Origin of the sequence: Kitasatospora sp. NPDC091207 (assembly GCF_044768625.1) — a bacterium.
In the GTDB taxonomy this organism is placed as follows: Bacteria; Actinomycetota; Actinomycetes; order Streptomycetales; family Streptomycetaceae; genus Kitasatospora.
On sequence record NZ_JBIVVS010000007.1, the window covers coordinates 196,737 to 216,769 of the forward strand.

General features: G+C 73.9%; 17 protein-coding genes and 1 tRNA gene. 13 read left to right on the forward strand and 5 right to left on the reverse strand.

The features are described from left to right. Nucleotides 1-2 precede the first annotated feature (2 nt). From glp to ACIQTO_RS15455, 6 genes are all read left to right on the forward strand, one after another. Entirely contained in the window at nucleotides 3-1,355 is a 1,353-nt protein-coding gene (gene glp, locus ACIQTO_RS15430; protein ID WP_402388077.1) for a gephyrin-like molybdotransferase Glp, read from the forward strand. A 113-nt stretch (nucleotides 1,356-1,468) separates the two neighbouring features. Further along, nucleotides 1,469-1,966 (forward strand): cyclic pyranopterin monophosphate synthase MoaC, encoded by a 498-nt coding sequence (gene moaC / locus ACIQTO_RS15435; RefSeq protein ID WP_402388078.1) that lies wholly within the window; start codon nucleotides 1,469-1,471, stop codon nucleotides 1,964-1,966. A gap of 26 nt (nucleotides 1,967-1,992) precedes the next feature. Beyond that, a complete protein-coding gene (locus tag ACIQTO_RS15440) occupies nucleotides 1,993-2,511 on the forward strand; it encodes a molybdenum cofactor biosynthesis protein B (protein ID WP_402388079.1) in 519 nt (172 codons plus the stop codon). Next, nucleotides 2,508-3,134 (forward strand): GNAT family N-acetyltransferase, encoded by a 627-nt coding sequence (locus ACIQTO_RS15445; protein ID WP_402388160.1) that lies wholly within the window; start codon nucleotides 2,508-2,510, stop codon nucleotides 3,132-3,134. Before ACIQTO_RS15440 ends, ACIQTO_RS15445 begins: the two co-directional genes overlap by 4 nt. Before the next feature lie 150 nt (nucleotides 3,135-3,284). Further along, nucleotides 3,285-4,370, forward strand: coding sequence for a gephyrin-like molybdotransferase receptor GlpR (glpR, locus tag ACIQTO_RS15450; protein WP_402388080.1), 1,086 nt, complete (start codon nucleotides 3,285-3,287; stop codon nucleotides 4,368-4,370). A gap of 90 nt (nucleotides 4,371-4,460) precedes the next feature. Continuing rightward, nucleotides 4,461-4,534: transfer RNA gene (locus ACIQTO_RS15455), tRNA-Ala, on the forward strand. 121 nt (nucleotides 4,535-4,655) lie between these two features. Here the strand turns inward: ACIQTO_RS15455 and ACIQTO_RS15460 are convergent. The 3 genes from ACIQTO_RS15460 to ACIQTO_RS15470 form a co-directional block, all read right to left on the reverse strand. Then, complete coding sequence (locus tag ACIQTO_RS15460) at nucleotides 4,656-5,087, reverse strand: universal stress protein (protein ID WP_402388081.1); 432 nt, start codon at nucleotides 5,085-5,087, stop codon at nucleotides 4,656-4,658. A 92-nt stretch (nucleotides 5,088-5,179) separates the two neighbouring features. Continuing rightward, on the reverse strand, nucleotides 5,180-6,070 hold the full coding sequence (locus ACIQTO_RS15465) for a peptidase (RefSeq protein ID WP_402388082.1): 891 nt from the start codon (nucleotides 6,068-6,070) through the stop codon (nucleotides 5,180-5,182). A 2-nt stretch (nucleotides 6,071-6,072) separates the two neighbouring features. Beyond that, nucleotides 6,073-7,389, reverse strand: a complete 1,317-nt coding sequence (locus ACIQTO_RS15470) for a VWA domain-containing protein (protein WP_402388083.1) — start codon at nucleotides 7,387-7,389, stop codon at nucleotides 6,073-6,075. Between the two features lie 383 nt (nucleotides 7,390-7,772). Here ACIQTO_RS15470 and ACIQTO_RS15475 point away from each other — a divergent pair, with 383 nt between their 5' ends. The 5 genes from ACIQTO_RS15475 (at nucleotide 7,773) to ACIQTO_RS15495 (ending at nucleotide 14,567) form a co-directional block, all read left to right on the forward strand. After that, the gene (locus ACIQTO_RS15475; RefSeq protein ID WP_402388084.1) at nucleotides 7,773-8,285 is read left to right on the forward strand and encodes a DUF1269 domain-containing protein; all 513 of its coding nucleotides are present in this window, start codon (nucleotides 7,773-7,775) and stop codon (nucleotides 8,283-8,285) included. Nucleotides 8,286-8,400: 115 nt separating this feature from the next. Then, nucleotides 8,401-9,750: an FtsW/RodA/SpoVE family cell cycle protein gene (locus ACIQTO_RS15480; protein WP_402388085.1), complete on the forward strand. Its 1,350-nt coding sequence runs from the start codon at nucleotides 8,401-8,403 to the stop codon at nucleotides 9,748-9,750. Then, a complete protein-coding gene (locus tag ACIQTO_RS15485; protein ID WP_402388086.1) occupies nucleotides 9,750-11,258 on the forward strand; it encodes a penicillin-binding transpeptidase domain-containing protein in 1,509 nt (502 codons plus the stop codon). The genes ACIQTO_RS15480 and ACIQTO_RS15485 overlap by 1 nt, the downstream gene beginning before the upstream one ends. 204 nt (nucleotides 11,259-11,462) lie before the next feature. Continuing rightward, nucleotides 11,463-13,028, forward strand: coding sequence for an amino acid permease (locus ACIQTO_RS15490; protein WP_402388087.1), 1,566 nt, complete (start codon nucleotides 11,463-11,465; stop codon nucleotides 13,026-13,028). 132 nt (nucleotides 13,029-13,160) lie between these two features. Continuing rightward, nucleotides 13,161-14,567: a glycosyltransferase 87 family protein gene (locus ACIQTO_RS15495; RefSeq protein ID WP_402388088.1), complete on the forward strand. Its 1,407-nt coding sequence runs from the start codon at nucleotides 13,161-13,163 to the stop codon at nucleotides 14,565-14,567. Nucleotides 14,568-14,591: 24 nt separating this feature from the next. On the opposite strand, the gene ACIQTO_RS15500 is transcribed toward ACIQTO_RS15495, so the two are convergent. Further along, nucleotides 14,592-16,364 carry a penicillin-binding transpeptidase domain-containing protein gene (locus ACIQTO_RS15500; protein WP_402388089.1) on the reverse strand — a complete coding sequence of 591 codons (1,773 nt, stop codon included), beginning with the start codon at nucleotides 16,362-16,364 and terminating at the stop codon, nucleotides 14,592-14,594. Nucleotides 16,365-16,540: 176 nt separating this feature from the next. Then, nucleotides 16,541-18,361 carry a dolichyl-phosphate-mannose--protein mannosyltransferase gene (locus tag ACIQTO_RS15505; protein WP_402388090.1) on the reverse strand — a complete coding sequence of 607 codons (1,821 nt, stop codon included), beginning with the start codon at nucleotides 18,359-18,361 and terminating at the stop codon, nucleotides 16,541-16,543. 106 nt (nucleotides 18,362-18,467) lie between these two features. On the opposite strand from ACIQTO_RS15505, the gene rsmI reads away from it, so the two are divergent. Beyond that, entirely contained in the window at nucleotides 18,468-19,325 is an 858-nt protein-coding gene (gene rsmI, locus ACIQTO_RS15510) for a 16S rRNA (cytidine(1402)-2'-O)-methyltransferase (protein ID WP_402388091.1), read from the forward strand. A gap of 235 nt (nucleotides 19,326-19,560) precedes the next feature. Next, complete coding sequence (locus ACIQTO_RS15515) at nucleotides 19,561-19,986, forward strand: hypothetical protein (RefSeq protein ID WP_402388092.1); 426 nt, start codon at nucleotides 19,561-19,563, stop codon at nucleotides 19,984-19,986. The last annotated feature ends 47 nt before the right edge of the window (nucleotides 19,987-20,033 follow it).

A 20,033-nucleotide genomic window follows, 5' to 3' on the forward strand; every position in this document is an offset into this window, starting at 1 on the left:
CGATGACCGGGTCCACGGAGAACAACCCCACCGCCGCAGCCTGCTGCGACGGAGCCGCGGACCCGGCACCGGCCGCCCGCCCGGCCCGCCTGTGGACCGTCGACGAGCACCTCGCCGACGTCCTGGCCGCCGTCGGTCCGCTGCCCGCGATCGAGCTCCAGCTGCTCGACGCCCAGGGCTGCCGGCTCGACGAGGACGTCCTCGCCGACGGTGACCTGCCGCCCTTCGACAACAGCTCGATGGACGGCTACGCCCTCCGCACCGCGGACACCGCCGGCGCCACCACCGAGTACCCCTCGGTGCTCTCGGTGGTCGGCGACATCGCCGCCGGCGCCGCCGAACTGCCCAAGGTCGGCCCCGGCCAGGCCGCCCGGATCATGACCGGCGCCCCCGTCCCGCCCGGCGCCCAGGCCGTCGCCCCGGTCGAGTGGACCGACGGCGGCAGCGGTACCGGCCAGGCCGCCGACGCGATGGGCGCCCCGGTCGAGGACGAGGAGGTCCGGGTGCTGCGCCCGGTCTCCGAGGGCGCCCACATCCGCCGCCGCGGCAGCGACGTCACCGCCGGCGACCGGATCCTGGAGGCCGGCACCCGGCTCGGCCCGACCCAGCTCGGCCTGCTCGCCGCGATCGGCCGGGCCACCGTCAAGGTCCGCCCCCGCCCGCGCGTGGTGGTGCTGTCCACCGGCAGCGAGCTGGTCCAGCCCGGCGAGCCGGTCGGCCCCGGGCAGATCGCCGACTCCAACAGCTTCACCCTCACCGCCGCCGCCCTGGACGCGGGGGCCATCGCCTACCGCGTCGGCGGGGTCCCGGACGACGCGGCGCGCCTGCGCGCCGTCCTGGAGGACCAGCTCGGCCGGGCCGACCTGATCGTCACCAGCGGCGGCGTCAGCGTCGGCGCGTACGACGTGGTCAAGGAGGTCTTCGAGTCCTACAGCGGAGCCAACGGTGTCGAGTTCCGCCGGCTGCGGATGCAGCCCGGCAAGCCGCAGGGCTTCGGCCGGATCGGTGCCGGGGCGGGGGTCCCGTTGCTGGCCCTGCCCGGCAACCCGGTCAGCGCCTACATCTCCTTCGAACTCTTCGTCCGCCCGGTGATCCGGACCATGCTCGGCGCCGCCGACGTCCACCGCCCGGTGGTCCGGGCGCTCTGCCCGGTGGCGCTGCGCTCGCCCGCCGGCCGCCGGCAGTTCCTGCGCGGCCGGTACGCGGCGGCCGACGGCGTGGTGGAGCCGGTCGGCGGCGAGGGGTCGCACCTGGTCGGCGCGCTGGCCAGGGCGGACTGCCTGATCACCGTCCCGGAGGACGTCACCGAACTCCCCGCCGGCAGCGAGGTGGACGTCGTCCTGCTGGGCGGCTGAGGGCGGCCGGCGACCGGCCCGTCTCGCCCGCTGACACGGGCCGTCCCACGCCCTGGCCGGAGTGAGGAGTACGGTAGCGCGGTATTCGATCTGCGCGCCCCCTGGAGCCTTCCGTGACCACCTCACCCCCCGGCGACCGCCTCACCCACGTCGACGACCAGGGCGCGGCCCGGATGGTCGACGTCTCCGAGAAGGCCACCACCGCGCGGACCGCGGTCGCGGCTGGCCGGGTCCGGGTCTCCCCCCGCGTGGTCGAGCTGCTGCGCGGCGAGGGCGTGCCCAAGGGCGACGCCCTCGCCGTCGCCCGGATCGCCGGGATCATGGGGGCCAAGAGGACCCCGGACCTGATCCCGCTCTGCCACCCGATCGCGGTCTCCGGGGTGAAGGTCGAGCTGACCGTCACCGACGACGCGGTCGAGATCACCGCCACCGTGCGGACCGCCGACCGCACCGGCGTCGAGATGGAGGCGCTCACCGCCGTCGCGGTGGCCGGGCTCACCGTGATCGACATGGTCAAGGCCGTCGACAAGGGCGCCGCCGTCGAGTCCGTCCGGGTGCTCAGCAAGACCGGCGGCAAGAGCGGCGACTGGTTCGCCGAGGGCCCGGCATGAGCGCGCCGGTCGGTGACACGCCGGGCATGAGCGCGCCGGTCATGAGGGCGCTGGCCGTCACCGTCTCCAACCGCGCCTCGGCCGGCGTCTACGCGGACCGGGGCGGCCCGCTCCTGGTCGCGGGCCTGGGCGCGATGGGCTTCACCGTCGACGGCCCCCGGGTGGTGCCGGACGGCGAGCCGGTCGAGGCGGCTCTGCGCGAAGCCGTCGCGGCCGGGTACGACGTGGTGCTGACCACCGGCGGCACCGGCATCTCCCCGATGGACCTCACCCCCGAGATGACCGCCCGGGTGATCGACCGGCCGATCCCCGGCATCGCCGAGGCCATCCGGGCGTACGGCCGCGAGAAGGTCCCGACCTCCGCGCTCTCCCGGGGGCTGGCCGGCCTCGCCGGACGTACCCTGATCGTCAACCTGCCGGGCTCGACCGGCGGCGTCAAGGACGGCCTGGCCGTCCTGGAGCCGCTGCTCGCGCACGCCGTCGACCAACTCGGCGGCGGGGACCACCCCCGGCCGGACGCACCTGCTTCCGGGAGCGCGCACTGAACGCCGGTTGGCCGGTAGAACTCCACGAGGGGGACCTCGCGCTGCGCCCGATCCGGGCCCGTGACCAGCGGGAGTGGCAGGAGGTCAGCCGCCGCAACCGGGACTGGCTCCGCCGCTGGGAGGCCACCGTGCCGCCCGGCCCGGCCGCCCGCGGCACCGGCCCGCGCCCGACGTACCGGCAGATGGTCCGCTTCCTGCGCGGCGAGGCCTCGGCCGGGCGGATGCTGCCCTTCGTGGTGCTCCACCAGGGCCGGCTGGTCGGCCAGCTGACCGTCGGCGGGATCACCTGGGGCTCGATGTGCTCGGCCAACGTCGGCTACTGGATCGACGAGGCGGTGGCCGGCCGGGGCATCATGCCGGCGGCCGTGGCGCTTTCGGTGGACCACTGCTTCAGCACGCTGGGACTGCACCGGATCGAGGTCTGCATCCGGCCGGAGAACGGGCCGAGCCGCCGGGTGGTGGAAAAGCTGGGGTTCCGCTCGGAGGGAATGCGGCCGCGCTATCTGCACATCGACGGCGACTGGCGCGACCACCTCGTGTACGCCCTGACCGCCGAGGAGGTCCCCGAGGGGATGCTGGAACGCTGGCGGACGCTCAGTTCCGCCCGACGGCCACATAATTGAATATATGTTCGAAAGAAATATCGATATGGCATCGGCGTGGCGACGGACGGGCACAAATACCGGCAAAATAGTCGGAGAATCAGCTTGATCACACGACACGCCGTGCCAAATTGCTGCCAGGCCTTCCCCGTCGCCCGTACGGTGTGAAACGTGAGCAGTAGCGGCCTTATCTACGCCGTCATCGTAGGGGCCTGGGCCGCCTATCTGGTGCCCATGTGGCTCCGCAGGCAGGACGAGCTCAATGAGGCGCGCCCGACGGAACGCTTCAGCACCGCCATTCGCCTGCTGGCCGGGCGTTCGGCGCTGGAGCGGCGGGCATCCCGGGCCCTGGGCGACGAACCGCGTGACGAGCAGAGCAATGACGACGGCCCTCCCGTACGGGACGAGGCCGCCCCCGGCGACCCCGACGGCGACCCCGGCCCCGTCGGCGATCCCGCCGGTGGGGGAGTGGCGGAGCCGGAGCCGGAGCGGGAGGCGGAGCCCGCCCGGCCCGCGGTCCGGGCCCCCGAGCGCCCGACCGGGGGGCGGGTCGGGATCGAGCCCCGGGCGCGGCTGCTGGCCCGGCGGCGCCGGATGGTCACCGTGCTCTTCCTGGCCTTCGCCCTCGGCGCGGTCGTCGCGGCGGTGTCCGGCCTGGCCTTCCTCTGGGTCCCGGCCGTGCCGGCGACCCTCCTCACGCTCTACATCGGCCACCTGCGCAAGCTGGAGCGCCTGCGGTACGAGGTGAAGATCGACCGCGCCCGGGCCGCCCAGGCCGCCGAGCGGCTGCGCAAGCGCGAGCGGCAGCGCGCCGAGGCCCGCCCGACTGAGGAGGAGCCGCCGCCGGCCCCCGCCGTCGCGCCCCCGGCCGGCCGGGGGCGGCCGCACCTGCGGCTCGCCACCGACCACGACCGGGCGCCGGCGCCGGCCCGGCCGGCCGGCCCCGCGTCCGCCTCGGTGCTCGCGGAGGCGACCGAGCACGAGGAGTGGGTCGACGGCATGCGCGAGCGCGGTGCGGCCGGCCCGGACTCCTGGGAGCCCGTCCCCGTCCCGCTGCCGACCTATGTGACGGCTCCGGTGGCGCCCCGGGTCTCCCGGGGTCTCGACCTGTCGGCCCCCGGCACCTGGACCGCCGGACGTCCGGCGGAATCGCGTCCGGCGGAGCCGCGTCCGACCGAAGGGCGCACCACCCCGCTCTTCGACCAGTACGCCGAGTCCTCCGCCGCCGAGTCGCGTCCGCGCGCCGCCAATGAGTGACCGGCCGGGGGTGCTCCCGCGCCCCCGGCCGGCCGGTGCTCCGGAGTGGTCACGAGCCCCCTCGGAAAGGTGCTAAAGTTTCATCTCGTTGGGGCTGTGGCGCAGTCCGGTAGCGCACCTCGTTCGCATCGAGGGGGTCAGGGGTTCGAATCCCCTCAGCTCCACCCAACAGGAAGTCCCGCCCGATCGATCAGATCGGGCGGGACTTCTGCGTTGTGCCGGAAGCCGCGACGGACCGGGCGTCAGCGGGCCGCGGGGGCGCGGATGTCGGGGCTGTGACGATGATCACCTGACCACCACCACGGTGCACGAGGCGTGGTGCACGCAGTACTGGGTGACGGTGCCGAGGGCGGCGCCGGGCGGCGCGGCGCGGCCGCGGCTGCCGAGGACGAGTACCGCGGCGCCCTCGGCGGCACTCGCCAGCGCGGGGCCGGGGGCCCCGGCCTTGAGGCGGCGCCGGACGGCCGGCGCGGGGGAGAGGGCGGCGGCCAGCGTCTCGTCGAGGATCCGGGCGGCGTGCCGCTCGGGACCGAAGCCGTCCAGCGGGGGCGGGACGAGGCCGTGCTCACCCAGCAGGCAGGGGAACTCCCAGACCGTCACCGCCTCCAGCGGGCCGCCGGTGAGCGCGGCCAGCCGCGCGGCCCAGCGGACGGCGGCGAGGGAGAGCGGGGAGCCGTCCACGCCGACCACGATCCTGCCGTCCGGCTGCCGGGTCATGGTTCGAGCCTAGGGCGGTGCGGTGCGGGCGGCGAGACGGCCGAGGGCCGGCCGGAAGGCTCCGGCCGGCCCTCGGGAGGGTGCGTGTCGGGTCAGGGCTGGCCCGAGCCCGCGTACGGGCCCGGCTGCGGGGCGCCGGCCTGCGGCGGGACGGTGCCGTAGCGGGCCGGCCGGCGGCCGCGCGGGTGGCGGGTGAGGGTGTAGCCCGCGACACCGGCCAGGGCCGCCAGCGCGCCGCCGCCCAGGGTCCAGAACCAGCGGCCGTTCCAGCCGGAGAACCAGCCGGTGTACCAGTGGTCCTCGGGCTCCTCGGGTGCGGCCGCCTTGGCGGTCGCGGCGCCGCCACCGACCGGCGGGACCAGCGGGGCCTTGAGCTCACCGCCCTCCGGCTGGGCGTTGTCGGCGTCGCCCTTGGCGCTGACGCGCAGTTGGACGGCGGCGGCGAGGCCGAGATCCGGCTGCGGGGCGTCGGCGAGCGAGAGCCGCACGTAGTAGGTGCCGGGCAGCGGGTCGCCGGACCAGGGCTCGGCCCAGGAGCGGACCTCGCGCAGGGTGCAGCTCAGCGCGAGCGACGGGGCGGCCGGATCGGCGGTGGCGTTCTGGGTGCCGGCGGTGCAGGACTGGCGGCGGCGCAGCCCGTCGAACACCTCGACGCTCCAGGTCTGCGGGCCGTGCCGGTCGGCGGAGGGGGCCAGGTCGACGGTCAGGCCGACCGTCGGGGTCTGGCCCTCGGAGGCCCCGAACGCCCAGTACAGGTAGTCGCCGGTGGAGGCGGCGACCTTGGCGTCCTGGCCGGGGGCGAGGTTGATGGCGGTCAGGAAGGACGTCCCGGCCTTGGTGGCCGGGGCGGGCGTCCCGCTCGCACTGGCGGAGGGGGACGGCGAGGCGGCGGAGGCGGCCGGCGCCGCCAGGGCCAGCGCGGGGAGCAGGGCGAGTGCGGCGAGCGCGCCGCGGAGGGCGCTGCGGGTCGTCGAGGTACGCATGGTCAGTTCTCCCGCCAGACAGCGATCCGCCAGCGCGCGATCCAGCCGAACAGCAGGCCGGTCAGCAGGCCGGCCAGGGTGAGCACCAGCAGCAGGATCCAGCCGCGGCCGAGGCCCATCGCGGCTCCGTCCGGGGCGGGCGAGGCGGCGGACAGGTCGACCGTCAGCTCCAGCGGCAGGCCGGGGTCGGCCTGGACGCCGGGCAGGGCGGCCAGCGAGTTGCTGACGACCAGGCAGACGGTGGTCTCCGGCTTGCCGCTCGGGGAGGCGGAGGGCGTCGCGGAGGTGTAGCCCTTGGAGTCGTCGGTGGACCAGCGCAGACCGGTGGAGATCACATCGGTCCGGCCGCTGCCGGCGTCGGTGCCGCGGACCAGCTCCTGGCCGGTGGCGCTGGTGGCCTGGAGCAGGACGCCGTAGTCACGGGCGACGCCGCGGTCGAGCGCGACGCTGACCGAGGCGCGCAGCTCCTGGCCGGCCTTGACCGGGACGCGGTAGACGCGGTGCTCGGAGAACTTCTCCCGGTCGCTGTAGACGCCGGGGGTGAGGACGGGCGCGCTCTCGCACTTGTCGGTGCCCGCGGTCTTGACCGGCGCCACGGTGTACGTGTCGTTGGAGCGGTCGACGAGCTGCTTCACCTTGTCGGTGAGCTGCTCCTGGGTGCGGACGTCGGTGTAGGTGCCGCCGGTGGCGTTGGCGATGCAGAGCAGCTGCTGGCGGGTCTTGTCGTCGTGTGCCAGGCCGAGGGTGTCGACCACCAGGTGGATGCCCTGGGCGGCGAGCTCGCGGGCCACGTCGCACGGGTCCGGCGGGGCGCAGGAGTCCTCGCCGTCGGTGATCAGCACCACCCGGCGGGTGGTCTCGCCCTTGCCGAGGTCCTGCGCCGCGCCGCGCAGGGCCAGGCCGATCGGGGTCCAGCCGGTCGGGCGCAGGGTGGCGACCGCGGTCTTGGCCTCGACCTTGTTGGTCTTGCCGACCGGGAAGAGCTGCTTGGTGTCCAGGCAGCCCTGGGTCTTGTCGTCGCCGGGGTAGTTGGCGCCGAGGGTGCGGATGCCGAAGTCGGTCTCCGGGGGCAGGGCGTCGATCACCTCGTTCAGGGACTGCTGGGCCACCGCGATGCGGCTCTTGCCCTGGATGTCGGTGGCCCGCATGGAGCCGCTGACGTCCAGGACGAGGTCGACCCGGGGGGCTTCCTTGCCGGCGGTGCCGGCTGATGGTTCGTCGGCATGGGCGGGCAGGCCGCTGAGCAGCGCGCCGCCTGTTATCGCCAGGGCGGCAAGCAGGCTGCCGAGCCTGGCCTTCGGGCGTCGTCCGGTAGTCACCCGCCCGATCCTAGGGATCATCAGTTCGCCATGGCCAACGCGGTCCGCCGCGCGGTCCGCCGGGCTCCGGCGTGAACTCCTGGGCGCCGGTGGGAGATCGGCCGTCCGGTGCCCGGGCGTGCGCTGCCCGGTGCCCAGGTGTCCGCTGCCCGCTGCCCAGGCGTGCGCCGCCCGGAGCCGGTCGGGCGGGTGGCGCCGGGCGTGGTGGCGCGGCCCGGACGGTGGCGCGGCTCCGCTCGGCCGGTTCGGCAATACGGGACACACCGGATGGAAGAGCGAATAAATATGGATAGTGCTCGTTAGGGTGACGAAAGGGGCATGGGCGCCGTCGCACCGGTACCCGCCCCCGGCCGGTACATCCGACGCTTTGGAAGGACCAGCACGTGAGCAACCTCTTCGCGATCGCCTACCCGGATCTGGCCACCGCCCAGGCGGTGCGCAGCGAGGCGGTCGGACTGCAGACGCAGAAGCTGATCGACCTGGAGGACGCGGTCGTCGTGGAGCGCCGCGAGGACGGCAGGATCAAGCTGCACCAGCAGGCCAGCACCACGGGCGCGGGTGCCGCCTCGGGGGCGCTCTGGGGCGGGGTCATCGGCCTGCTGTTCTTCATGCCGTTCCTCGGTGCGGCGGTCGGCGGTGCCGCGGGTGCCGCGGTCGGCGCCTCCACCGACATCGGGGTGGACGACAACTTCATGCGCGAGGTCGCCCAGCACCTCCAGCCGGGCACCGCCGCGGTGTTCCTGCTGGTTCGCAAGGCCACGGCCGACAAGGTCGTCCCGGCCCTGGCCCGCCACGGCGGCCAGATCATCCAGACCTCGCTCTCCGCCGAGGCGGAGGCCGAACTCAAGGCCACCGTCGAGGCCTCCCGGCCGCAGCCCGCCCCGGCCTCCGCCTGAGCCGCACCCACCGGACCGGCCGCTCACGTCGGGACGGACGGGCCCGTTCGCCCGTCCGTCCCGATCGTCACCCCGGCGCCGGCCCACCACCGCAGCAGGACACCCAGGACGGTCCGTGGCGACTCCCTCCGCCGTGACGAGAACCGCCGGCCGGCCCCGCCGGACGGTGCGGACCCGGCGCAACACCGAGCTCGCGCTGGTCCTGGCCGCCGTGCTGATCGCCGTCTTCGGCTACGCCGAGGTGGGCGTCAACATCGACGGCAGGGTCCCCGCCGACGCGGGTGAGTACGGTGCCGCGCTCGGTGTGCTCGCGCTGCTGGCGCACGCCGTGGTCCGCTGGAAGGCGCCGTACGCCGATCCGCTGCCGCTGCCGATCGCGGTGCTGCTCAACGGGATCGGCCTGGTCGCCATCTACCGGCTGGACCGGGCCACCCCGGGCGGCGGCGCGGCCCCCGCCCAACTGCTCTGGTCCACCCTCGGGGTGGCGCTGTTCATCGCGGTGGTGGTGCTGCTGCGCGACCACAAGCGGCTGCAGCGCTACGCGTACATCGGCGCCCTGGCGGCGCTGGTGCTGCTGGTGCTGCCGATCTTCTTCCCGCCGGTGTACGGCTCGCGGATCTGGATCACCGTCGGGCCGCTCTCCTTCCAGCCGGGCGAGTTCGCCAAGATCCTGCTGGCGGTCTTCTTCGCGGCCTACCTGGCGGTCCACCGGGACGCGCTGGCGCTGACCGGCCGCCGGGTGCTGTGGTTCCAGCTGCCGCGCGGACGGGTCCTCGGGCCGGTGCTGCTCATCTGGGCGGCCTTCGTCGGGGTGCTCGTCCTGGAGACGGACCTCGGCACCTCGCTGCTCTTCTTCGGCCTCTTCGTGATCATGCTCTACGTGGCCACCGCGCGCAGCGGCTGGATCGCCATCGGGCTGTTCCTGGCCGCCGTGGCGGCGGTCGGGGTCGGCTGGCTCTCGCCGCACGTGCACAGCCGGGTCAACGACTGGCTGGACCCGCTCGGCTCGATCGCCGCGGGCCGGGGGGCCAACCAGATCGCCCAGTCGCTGTTCGCCTTCGCCTGGGGCGGCGAGCTGGGGACCGGCCTCGGCAACGGGCACTCGGTGCTGATCGGGTTCGCCGCCAAGTCCGACTTCATCCTCGCGACCATCGGCGAGGAGCTGGGCCTGACCGGGCTGATCGCCGTGTTCCTGCTGTACGCGCTGCTGGTCGCCCGGGGCTTTCGCACCGGCATCGCGCTGCGGGACCCCTTCGGCCGGCTGCTCGCGATCGGGCTGGCGTCGATCGTCGGCCTGCAGGTGTTCGTGGTGGCCGGCGGGGTGCTCGACCTCATCCCGCTGACCGGGATGACCCTGCCGTTCGTCGCCCAGGGCGGTTCCTCGGTGGTCACCAACTGGATCATCGTCGCGTTGCTGGTGAGGATGAGCGACATCGCCCGCCGGCCGTCCGCCGGGGAGGCCTGATGGCACGCGGGCGCTCCCGGGGCGACGGGCCGCAGGGCCGGCCGGGGATCTCCGTCACCGGTCGCCGGGCGGGCACCTTCTGTCTGCTGCTGACCGTGGCGCTCTGCGTCCAGGCCACCCGGGTGCAGGTGTTCCGGGCCGACGAGCTGGACCACAACCCGGCCAATCAGCGGCTCACCGTCGAGCGGTACTCCCAGCCGCGCGGCAACATCCTGGTCGGCGCCGACACCGTCACCGGCTCGGAGCCCACCGGCGGCCGGTTCGACTACAAGCGCACCTACACCGACGGCCCGCTGTACGCCGCCGTCACCGGGTACTCCTCGCAGGCCTACGGCAACACCCAGCTGGAGGGGACGGAGGACGACCTGCTCTCTGGGACCGACAGCCGGTTGGCGAGCTGGGCGGTCTGGGACGCCGTCGCCCGCCGGCAGAACCCCGGCGGGGACGTCTACACGACCATCGACCGGGCCGCCCAGCAGGCCGCGATGCGCGGACTGGGCGGGCAGCAGGGCGCGGTCGCCGCGATCGAGCCCGCCACCGGCCGGATCCTGGCGCTGGCCAGCACCCCCACGTACGACCCGGGCAGCTTCGCCGGCGTGTCCGCGGCCGACCAGGCGGCCTGGAACCGGCTGCGGAACGACGCCGACCAGCCGATGCTCAACCGGGCGCTGCGCCAGACCTACCCGCCCGGCTCGACCTTCAAGGTGGTCACCGCGGCGGCCGCGCTGCAGAACGGCGTCGTCACCGACCCCGACGCGCCGACCGGCGCGCCCTACCCGTACGTCCTGCCGGGCACCACCACGCCGCTGGTCAACGACACCGCGGCGTGCGACGAGCCGGGGCAGTCGCTGGACACCGCGATGGTCTACAGCTGCAACAGCGTGCTGGGGTACCTCGGGGTGCAGGTCGGGCTCGACAAGATGGTGGAGACGGCCGAGAACTTCGGCTTCAACGACCCGAAGCTGGACATCCCGGTCCGGCCGGCGCGCTCCAACGTCGACACCCGGATGAACCAGTCCCAGCTCGCGCTCTCCTCGATCGGCCAGTTCGACACCGCGGCCACCCCGCTGGTGATGGCGATGGTCGCGGCCGGGGTCGCCAACAACGGCACCGTGATGCGTCCACAGCTCGTGGACAAGCTGACCAAGCGGGACGGCACCACCGTGCAGCTGATGCGTCCGGTCACCTACCGGCGGGCGATGAGCCCGGAGGTGGCCGGGCAGGTGCGGCGGCTGATGACCGACGTGGTCGAGCGCGGCACCGGGCGCAACGCGCGGATCGGCGGCGCCGAGGTCGGCGGGAAGACCGGCACCGCCCAGCACGGGGTGGACAACACCGGGACGCCGTACGCCTGGTTCATCTCCTGGGCCAGGCCGGCCGGCTCGGACGCGGTGCCGCCGGTGGCCGTCGCGGTGGTGATCGCGGACAGCGCGGCCACCGACGTCACCGGTGGCGGCCTGGCGGCGCCGATCGCCCGCTCGGTGATGCAGGCCGTGCTGGGCGGCTGACCGACCGGGCCGGGCCGGGTGCTCACCCCAGGGGAAGGGCGCTGACCTGCGGCTTAGCCGCTCATCGGAAGATCCGCCGTCTGCGGAGTGTCCGGTTTGTGCCCGCCGATGCGACGATTCGTACAATGCGCGCCGGGTGACTGTTCGTTTGCGACACTGGTGCTTTCGCGGGGTACTGTCCCATCTTTGTTCGGTTGGTCCCCGATGACACCCCACGGCGCGTCGAGTGACCGGCCGCTAGGACACCCTCCCCCGCCTAGAAGGATCCTCGTTTTGGCCAGCAACACCCTCGGCGCGCGCCTGCTGCGGCGCAAGCCCGTATCGACCCTGATCGCCGAGAGCGAGGGCCGCGAAGGCCTTCCCGCCGGTGCGCCCGAGGAGGGCGGACGCTCCGGTATCCACCTGCGCCGGTCGATCGGCCTCTGGCAGCTGTCCTCGATCGGTATCGGCGCCACCATCGGCACCGGCATCTTCTTCGTGCTCAGCACCGCCGTGCCGTCGGCCGGTCCGGCCGTGATCCTGTCCTTCGTGATCGCCGCCGTCACCGCCGGTCTCACCGCGCTCTGCTACGCCGAGATGGCCTCCGCGATCCCGGTCTCCGGCTCCTCGTACTCGTACGCCTACGCCACCCTCGGCGAGGGTGTCGCGTTCGCGGTCGGCATCTGCCTGCTGATGGAGTACGGCGTCTCGGCCTCCGCGATCGCGGTGAGCTGGGCCGAGTACCTCAACAAGTTCTTCGACCTGGCCTTCGGGTTCAAGATCCCGGAGGCGATCTCCGGCGCGCCCGACGAAACCCACTGGTTCAACCTGCCGGCGTTGATCCTGGTCGCGATGGTCTGCGTGCTGCTGATCCGCGGCGTCAGCGAGTCCGTGAAGGTCAACGCGGCCATGGTGGGCATCAAGATCCTCATCCTGCTGCTCTTCATCGGCGTCGGCCTGACCGGCTTCCACTCCGGCAACCTGACCCCGTTCATGCCGCTGGGCATCGGCGGCGTCCAGGTGGCGGCCTCCAGCATCTTCTTCTCGTTCATCGGCCTGGACGCCGTGTCCACCGCCGGTGAGGAGGTCAAGAACCCGCGTCGCACCCTGCCGCTGGCGATCATCATCTCGCTGGTCGTGGTCACCGTGCTGTACATCCTGGTGGCCCTGGCCGGCATCGGCGCCCAGCCCTGGCAGAAGTTCGACGGCCAGGAGGCCGGCCTCGCCCAGATCCTGCAGGACATCACCGGCCAGAGCTGGCCCGCGATGGTCTTCGCGATCGGCGCGATCATCTCGATCTTCAGCATCACCCTCGTGGTGATCTACGGCCAGACCCGCATCCTGTACTCGATGGGCCGCGACGGCATGCTGCCCAAGCGCTTCGCCCAGCTCTCGCCGCGCACCGGTACCCCGGTCTGGAACACCATCGTGGTGGGCCTCGGCGTCGGCGCGCTGGCCGCCTTCATCCCGCTGCGGGTGCTGGCCGACATCACCAGCCTGGGCACCCTGATCGCCTTCTCGGTGGTCGCGGTCGGCGTGATCATCCTGCGCCGCACCCAGCCCGACCTGCCGCGCGGCTTCAAGGTGCCCGGCTACCCGGTCGTCCCGCTGATCAGCGTCGGCTTCTGCGTCTACCTGATCACCGGACTGCACGCCGACACCTTCCGGGCCGGCGCGATCGCGCTGACGGTCGCCGTGGTCGTGTACTTCGGCTACAGCATGAAGCACTCCAAGCTCGAACGGCCGGCGCGCTCCGACGCCGCGACGTCGGCCGACAACCCGGCCGGCTGAGATTCGCGTACCGAGCACCCGTGGACGGGGCCGCCGGAGGGTGATCGCACCCCGGCGGCCCCGTCCGTGCCGCCGCCGACTCCCTCGGCGGCCATGGCGACAGGGTGCGGCCCCCACCCATAACCTTCCACCATGGTGAGCACCCGCACGCCCGGCCACTCCCGCCCGCGCGGCCGCTTCACCGGCCGTGGCGGCCCGCCGGCCACGCCCGCGGAGGCCGGATCGCCGAGCCGGCGCGGCCGTCCGCGCGGCATGCCGGGACCCGGTCCGTTCCCCCGTCAGCGTGGTGACAACGCCACCGGCCCACCGCCCGATCGGCTGAACCCGGCCGGGCTCGCCTCGCTGCGGCGCGTCCAGGCGTTCGGCTGCCTGGTGGCGGCCGGCTGGGCGGCGGCCTTCCCGCTCGTCTCGGACCTTCCCAACCAGCGGCTCTGGGGGGCCGTCGCGGCTCCCGCGTACGCCCTCGCCGGGCTGCTCTGCCTGATCCTGCCGCGCCGGACGGCGGCCCGCGCGGCCGCCGGGGCCGCCGTGCTGGGCGCGGTCCTGGTGCCGTTGGCGCTGCTGGCGCTGCAGGGCCGCCACCAGTCCGAGGTGATGGTGGTCGAACGCTCGGCGCACCTGCTGCTCACCACCGGCAGCCCGTACCTGCCGCATCCGGTGGTGGTCACCGACTACAACCCGTACCTGCCGGCGATGACGCTGTTCGGGATGCCGCGCGCCCTGGTGGGCCACGGCAACCCGGTGGCGCAGGTGGTGGGGGACGCCCGGATCTGGTTCGCGCTGACCTTCCTGGCCTGTCTGCTGGCCAGCTGGCGGCTGCTCCGGCCGTCCCGGGACCGGGCCCCGGTGCTGCCGCTGGCCGTGCTCACCGCCTCGCCGCTGATCGCGCTGGCCCTGGTGGTCGGCGGGGTGGACCTGCCGCTGATCGGGGTCTGCTGTCTGGCCATGGCCCTCGCCGAACGGGACCGCACCATCGCCGCCGGGCTGGTCCTCGCGCTCGCCTGCACGCTGAAGTGGACGGCCTGGCCGGCCCTGCCGGTGGCCGTTCTGCTGCTCTGGCGGCTCTACGGGCGGCGCCCGGCGGCCCGGGCCGGCCTGACCGCGCTCGGCGTGGGCGTGCTGGTGATCCTGCCCTCGGCGCTGGTCCGGGCGGACGCGCTGCGCGAGCAGGTGGTGCGGTTCCCGCTGGGGCTGACCGCGATCCAGACGCCGGCCGGCAGCCCGCTGCCCGGCAAGGTGCTGGCGGGGTTCGGGCCGACCGGGCACACCGTGTCGCTGGCGCTGATGACGGTGGGCGGACTGGGGGTGGCGATCTGGCTGCTGGCCCGGCCGCCGGTCTCCGCGATCGCCGCCGCCGACCTGCTGGCGGCGGGGCTGGCGATCGCGTTCATGCTGGCGCCGGCCGGGCGCTTCGGCTACCTGGCGCTGCCGGCGGTGCTGGTGATCTGGCCCCGGCTGGCGGCCCGCCGGTGGCGCGGGAGGCCCCTACCGGTCGGCTGTCTGCTGACCCGGCCGGAGCCGGTGCTGCCCCGGGGCTGACCGCGGGGCGGCACCGGCCGGGCGTCAGCGGTTGCCGGCCGCCTTGATGACGGCGGCGACGGCCGGGCCGGCCGCGTCGGCACCGTGACCGCCGGCCTGGACCTCGGCCGCGACCGCGATGTTGCCCCGGTAGGCGGTGAACCAGCTGTTGGTGGTGTCCACCCCGGCGACCTCGGCCGAGCCGGTCTTGGCGCCCGCGTTGTCCGAGATGCCGGCCATCGCGCCCTTGGCCGTGCCGTCCTTGGCGGTGGCGGCCATCATGGCCTTCAGCTTGCCGACGGCGTCGGGGGAGAGGTTCCGGGCGGCCTTCTGCTGCGGCAGGTCGGCCACCAGGATCGGCTGCTTGAACTCGCCGCTCTGCACCGTGGCGGTGATCGAGGCGATGGCCAGCGGGTTCATCTGGACCTTGCCCTGGCCGATCGACTGCATGGCCTGCTCGTCCTTGTTGGTGCCCGGGTCGGGCACCCGGCCGTCGACGTTCGGCAGGCCGGTCTTCCACTCCAGGCCGATCCCGAACACGTCCTTGGCGGTGGCGCCGAGCGTGCCCGGCTTGAGGCTGGCCAGGCCCTGGTCGATGAAGGCGGTGTTGCAGGAGATCATGAAGTCCTGCTGGAGCGTGTTGTTCGGGTAGGCGTCCGGGAACGAGTTGGGGATCGCCTTCGGGTTGCCGCTCTTCACCGGACAGGCGACCGGGGTGTCCGGGTTGACCCCGGCCTCCAGTAGGGCCGCCGAGGTGACGATCTTCATCGTCGAGCCCGGGGCCAGCAGGCCGACGAAGGCCCGGTTCTGGCCGGTGGCCGGCGCGTTGGCGAAGGCCAGCACCTGACCGGTGCTCGGCTCGATGGCCACGATCGAGCCCTGCTTGCCGCCGAGGTCCGTCATCGCCTTCTCGGCGGCGGCCTGCACGGCGTTGTCGATGGTCACCTTGAACGGCTTGGCCGGCTTCGGCTCGACGATGGTGAACAGCTTGTCGGTGGTGCCCTTGCCGGCCGCGTCGGTGATCACCACGCCGCTGCCCGCGTCGCTCTGGTCCTTGGTGGGGTCGGCCTGGAGGAGCTTGCGGGCGTTGTCCTGCAGGGTGGCGATCAGCGCCGGGGTGATCGAGGCGCCCTGCAGCGGCTTGTTGTTGCGGTCGACCACGTTGGACGGCGGGGCGAAGACCGGCTGGGTGGAGATCACCTCGCCCGCGGCCAGGTGCGGGTGGATGACCGACGGGGCCCAGTGCACGGCCGGGGTGTTGTCGCTCATCTTCACGACGCCGAGGAAGCCGCTGTAGTCCCAGACCCGGTTGGTGCCCTCGAACTCGGCGCGGGCCTTGAAGCCCATCAGCACGCCGGACGGGGCGGCCGAGGCACCGGCCGAGGGGGACTCGCCGCCCGCCGCGGACGGTGTCGCGGAGCCGGAGGCGGCGGTCGAGGGCTTGGCGGCGGTCGGCGCGGGGGTGCCGGTCGCGGACGCGAACGCGGCCGGGGTGGCCGGACCGGCCGGCGCGAGGGTCAGCGCGCTGGGCTTGACCTGGTCCCGGAAGGCGGTCAGCGCGGTGGTCGCGGCCGCCGGGTCGTCGGTCAGCCCGGCCGCCTTGGCGATGTCACCGGCGGCCCAGGCCTCCAGGAAGTCCTTGGCTCCGGCCGCGGCCTGCTCGGCGCTGGGGGGCTCGGCGACCACCGTGCGGGCCTTCTTGCCCTCGGGCGTACCGGAACCGCCCGACCCGACGAGGCTGTACGCCCCGTACCCGCCGCCCGCGAGCACGGCGACGGACACGCCAGTGATGATGCCGATCTTGGCGCCTCTGCGCATGGTGCTGTTCCCCCAGGGGTCTGGCGACTGGCCGCAGCCGGAGATGGCCGGATACGCGTTCGCTCACCACCCTAGGCAGCCCGACTCCGTGCGCCGTCGAAATGCCCGGGTCTTGTGACGCATCTGGTACGTGTCGCGCACCACGTCGGTACGGTTCCCCCCCTCCGGGGCCGCCGTCAGATCCAGCTGTTGAACCACATCCGCTTGCGCCAGTCGTCCATCGGGATCGTCTGCCCCGTGTACAGGGGGTAGAAGAAGAGGAAGTTCCACACGATCAGCAGGATCAGCAGCCCGGCCGCCGCGGAACCGATGATCCGGCGGTCGCGGGACGCCCCGGACGGCCCGATCAGCGCACCGACCAACATGGTCACGGCGAGCACCAGGAACGGGACGAAGGCCACCGCGTAGAACAGGAAGATGGTCCGCTGCTGGTAGGCGAACCAGGGCAGGTAGCCGGCGGCCAGACCGCAGAGCACCGCGCCGGCCCGCCAGTCGCGCCGCGCGGCCCAGCGCCAGAGGCAGTACGCGAGTGCCACCACGCCGGCCCACCAGAGCAGCGGGGTCCCGATGCCCAGCACCTCGCGGGCGCAGTCGCTCGCGGTGCAGCCGGCCTGGCCCTGCTTCGGGGACTCATAGAAGAAGGACACCGGGCGGCCGACGAACAGCCAGCTCCACGGGTTCGACTGGTAGGTGTGCGGGTCGCTCAGGTGGGTGTGGAAGTCGTACACCGTGGAGTGGTAGTGCCAGAGCGCGCGCAGGCCCTCCGGTATCCAGGGGAACGCGGTGTCCCGGCCGACCGCCCAGTCCCGGCCGTAGCCGCCCCGGCCGGGCACGGTGCTGCTGGCGAACCAGCCCCACCACGAGGTGATGTACACGACGACGGAGGTCACGACGATCGAGACGAAGGCCGGCACGACGTCCCGGACCAGCGTCCACAGGTAGGGGCGGTCCGCGCCGGCGAGGCGGCGTGCGCCGGCGTCCCAGAGCACCGTCAGCACCCCGAAGGCGGCCGCCACGTACAGGCCGCTCCACTTGGTCGCGCAGGTCAGGCCGACGCAGACGCCGGCCGCGATCCGGTACGGGCGCCAGCCGAGGTTCAGCCGCCGGGCCGCGGCGGAGTCCGCCACCCCGCCCAGGCGGGCCGCGATCCGGGCCCGGGTGCGGTCGCGGTCCAGCAGCAGGAAGCCGAAAGCCGCGAGGATCCAGAACATCACCACGAGGTCCAGCAGCGCGGCCCGGCTGAGCACGAAGTGCAGGCCGTCCACGGCGAGCAGCAGCCCGGCGACGCAGCCCAGCAGGGTCGAGCGGAACAGCCGGCGGGCGATCCGGGCCACCATCAGGATCGACAGCGTGCCGAGCAGCGCCACCGCGAACCGCCAGCCGAAGGGGTTCATCCCGAACAGCTGCTCGCCCGCGCCGATGATCCACTTGCCGACCGGCGGGTGGACGACGTAGCTCGGGTCCGGCCGGTAGGGCACCGGCCCGCCCGCCATGATCTGCTCGTTGGCGCCGTCCGGCCAGCTGATCTCGTAGCCGCCGTGCCAGAGCGCGTAGGCGTCCTTGGCGTAGTACGTCTCGTCGAAGATGATCGCGTGCGGCTCGCCGAGGCCGCTGAACCGCAGGATCCCGCCGAACAGGGCCACCGCGAGCGGGCCGAGCCAGCCCGCCCAGCGGCAGAGCCAGGACCAGAGCGCCGCCGGCACGGGTATCCCGAGCCTCAGCAGCAGCGGCGAGGGCGCGACCCGGGCCGGCGTCACACCCGGGCCGTCCGGCATCGGCGGCACCAGCCGCTCGGCCAACGTCGCCTTCGGCGGCGGCGCGTAGCCGTGCCGGGCCAGCCGCCGCGGCCAGGACGGGCGCTCCGGCCGGTCCGGGTCGGGCGCGCGCGGGGCGGGGACGGCGGGGGACGCCTGGTCCGTCAGGACCGGCACGCCGACGCCACCCTGCGCGGTGTGGTCTGTACCAGTGGGCGTCTGCGCCGCCGTGTCGCCGTTCATCCGCCACATCGTAGGGGCGGTTCCCTCAGGGAGGACGGCTCCCTCCGAAGCTGCCCGAATCGTCACCAAAAACACCCGGGCCCCGGTTACTGGAAGGATGGGGCACGTGACAGGAGTACTCGTTCTCGCAGGCACACCCATCGGCGACGTCTCGGACGCCCCGCCCCGGCTGCTCGCCGAGCTGGCCTCGGCGGACGTGATCGCGGCCGAGGACACCCGGCGGCTGCGCCGGCTCACCCAGGCACTCGGGGTGACCCCGGCCGGGCGGGTGCTCTCCTACTTCGAGGGCAACGAGGTCGGCCGCACCCCCGAGCTGGTCGAGGCACTGCTGGGCGGCGCCCGGGTGCTGCTGGTGACGGACGCCGGGATGCCCTCGGTCTCCGACCCCGGCTACCGGCTGGTGGCCGCCGCGGTGGCCGCCGACATCAAGGTCACCGCGGTGCCCGGACCGTCCGCGGTTCTGACCGCGCTGGCGCTGTCCGGCCTGCCGGTGGACCGCTTCACCTTCGAGGGCTTCCTGCCCCGCAAGACCGGGGACCGGGCCCGGCAGCTGGCCTCCGTCGCCGCAGAGCCGCGCACCATGGTCTTCTTCGAGGCCCCGCACCGGATCGCCGAGACGCTGGCCGCGATGGCCGAGGCCTTCGGCGCGGACCGCCCCGCCGCGGTCTGCCGCGAGCTGACCAAGACGTACGAGGAGGTCAAGCGGGGCCCGCTCGGCGAGCTGGCGCGGTGGGCCGCCGAGGGCGTCCGGGGCGAGATCACCGTCGTGGTCGCCGGCGCCCCGCCGGCCGCCCCGCAGGAGCTGACCCCGGGCGAACTGGCCCGGCTGGTGGCCGTCCGGGAGGAGGCCGGCGAGCGGCGCAAGGAGGCCATCGCGGCGGTCGCGGCGGAGCTCGCCCGGCCCAAGCGGGAGGTGTTCGACGCGGTGGTCGCGGCCAAGAACACGGCGGCCGGCAAGGTCTGAAACCCGCGGGTGCCGGGGCTGACGGGGGCGCGTACCTTGGAGAGAAGGCCCCGGTAAACGCCTGGTGAGCTGAAGCTTTGGCTGCGGATTTCGGTCAGGACCCACCCTTTCGTATAGGTCTTCCCAACCCGCGTCCAAGTCTTCACAAGACGGGCATCGGCCGGGACGGTCCGGGCATTTCCTGGGATGGAAAGACCCAGCCGGGCGAGCGCCCGGCGGGCGCTGGGAGACGGCTATGAGCGAGACGATCGGTAGCCCCCGCAGTGGCAACGCGCTGAGCGACCCCGGCCTGACCGGCCGGTCGCAGACCCCTGTCGAGACCGTCCGGGAGGCCTACTCCTTCGCCTGCCTGAGCTGCGGTTACGGCTGGGAGCAGGCGTACGACATCGAGCACCACGTGGCCCGGGACGGGCACGTCGTGTTCGAGTACCACGCCAACGGTGTCCGGGTGCCGTCGCCGCTGCTCAAGCCGACCTGCCCGGGATGCGGTGGGCACACCGTCCGGATCATGCGCGAGGGCCGGGTGGCCGTCGCCGACAAGTCCTGGCAGCACGCCCCCGGCTACTCGGCGCACGCCGAGCCGGCGGGGCCCCAGCCGGTGGCCGGGACCGTCGCCCCGCGTGGGCGCCTGGGCCGGCTCTGGGCGCGCCTGACGGGCTGAGGGACCGGGCGGACGACCGTCCGGCGTCACGACGGCCGCCGACTCCG

Bases quoted from the DNA above. Each gene is read 5' to 3' on its own strand.
- glp (WP_402388077.1), top strand. From the start codon at position 3: ATGACCGGGTCCACGGAGAACAACCCCACCGCCGCAGCCTGCTGCGAC.
- ACIQTO_RS15440 (WP_402388079.1), top strand. From the start codon at position 1,993: ATGAGCGCGCCGGTCATGAGGGCGCTGGCCGTCACCGTCTCCAACCGC.
- ACIQTO_RS15460 (WP_402388081.1), bottom strand. From the start codon at position 5,087: ATGACCCGGCAGCCGGACGGCAGGATCGTGGTCGGCGTGGACGGCTCC.
- ACIQTO_RS15465 (WP_402388082.1), bottom strand. From the start codon at position 6,070: ATGCGTACCTCGACGACCCGCAGCGCCCTCCGCGGCGCGCTCGCCGCA.
- ACIQTO_RS15485 (WP_402388086.1), top strand. From the start codon at position 9,750: ATGGCACGCGGGCGCTCCCGGGGCGACGGGCCGCAGGGCCGGCCGGGG.
- ACIQTO_RS15490 (WP_402388087.1), top strand. From the start codon at position 11,463: ATGACACCCCACGGCGCGTCGAGTGACCGGCCGCTAGGACACCCTCCC.
- ACIQTO_RS15495 (WP_402388088.1), top strand. From the start codon at position 13,161: ATGGTGAGCACCCGCACGCCCGGCCACTCCCGCCCGCGCGGCCGCTTC.
- ACIQTO_RS15500 (WP_402388089.1), bottom strand. From the start codon at position 16,364: ATGCGCAGAGGCGCCAAGATCGGCATCATCACTGGCGTGTCCGTCGCC.
- ACIQTO_RS15505 (WP_402388090.1), bottom strand. From the start codon at position 18,361: ATGAACGGCGACACGGCGGCGCAGACGCCCACTGGTACAGACCACACC.
- ACIQTO_RS15515 (WP_402388092.1), top strand. From the start codon at position 19,561: ATGAGCGAGACGATCGGTAGCCCCCGCAGTGGCAACGCGCTGAGCGAC.